Source organism: Psychromonas sp. B3M02, assembly GCF_003318165.1.
GTDB lineage: Bacteria > Pseudomonadota > Gammaproteobacteria > Enterobacterales > Psychromonadaceae > Psychromonas.
This window is the reverse complement of the sequence record NZ_QOCB01000043.1, coordinates 2,769-3,492: the sequence shown is the minus strand read 5'-3', so window position 1 is coordinate 3,492 and position 724 is coordinate 2,769. Positions and strand designations below refer to the sequence as shown.

2 protein-coding genes are annotated in these 724 nt (G+C 38.5%); one reads left to right on the top strand and one right to left on the bottom strand.

Translation table 11 applies throughout. The features are described 5' to 3' along the window. On the top strand, nucleotides 1-417 hold a 417-nt coding region (locus tag DS885_RS06305; RefSeq protein WP_369007749.1), incomplete at its 5' end, for a sodium:calcium antiporter. 51 nt (nucleotides 418-468) lie between these two features. On the opposite strand, the gene DS885_RS06300 is transcribed toward DS885_RS06305, so the two are convergent. Further along, on the bottom strand, nucleotides 469-724 hold a 256-nt coding region (locus DS885_RS06300), incomplete at its 5' end, for a formate/nitrite transporter family protein (protein ID WP_147232330.1).

Sequence of the window (724 nt, the reverse complement as noted above, 5' to 3'; positions counted from 1 at the left end):
TCTTCGCGCTTACTAGTATGGGGCTCAATCGAAGTGGCAGAGTACTTCCAAATCAGTGACCTCATTATTGGTTTAACGATTGTGGCGATTGGTACTAGTTTACCTGAGTTAGCCACTACTATTGCTGCAGCCCGTAAGAAAGAGTTTGACCTTGCAGTGGGTAATATCATTGGCTCTAATATGTTTAACATCTTAGGTGTTATGGCGTTACCAGGCTTAATCAGACCAGGTAGTTTTGACCCAGCAGTTATTTCGCGAGATTACCCAGTAATGCTTGGATTAACCATTGCATTAATCGTTTTCTCTATTGCTTGGCATAAAGGTAAGAAAAGCATTTTAGGACGTGTAGAAGGCGGTTTATTATTGTTAGGTTACATCGCATATATGGTTTGGTTATATATGGATTTAGCTGGATAAATAATAAATGAGGGTAGTTAATTCTCTATTAACTACCCTCAATGTTATCGCTTAAGCTTGTTTCGCCGGTAATGTTTTAGCATGTGTTACGTACAATGCCATCCCAGTAAAGATTAAACCACCAACAATATTACCTAATGTAACTGGTAATTGATTCCACGTTAACCAATCCATAATAGTAAATTCAGCGCCTAGCATCATACCTAATGGGAATAAGTACATATTCACCACAGCATGCTCAAACACTAAAGCAAAGAAGATAAAGATAGGGAACCACATCGCTAAGGTTTTACCACCTACAGACTTA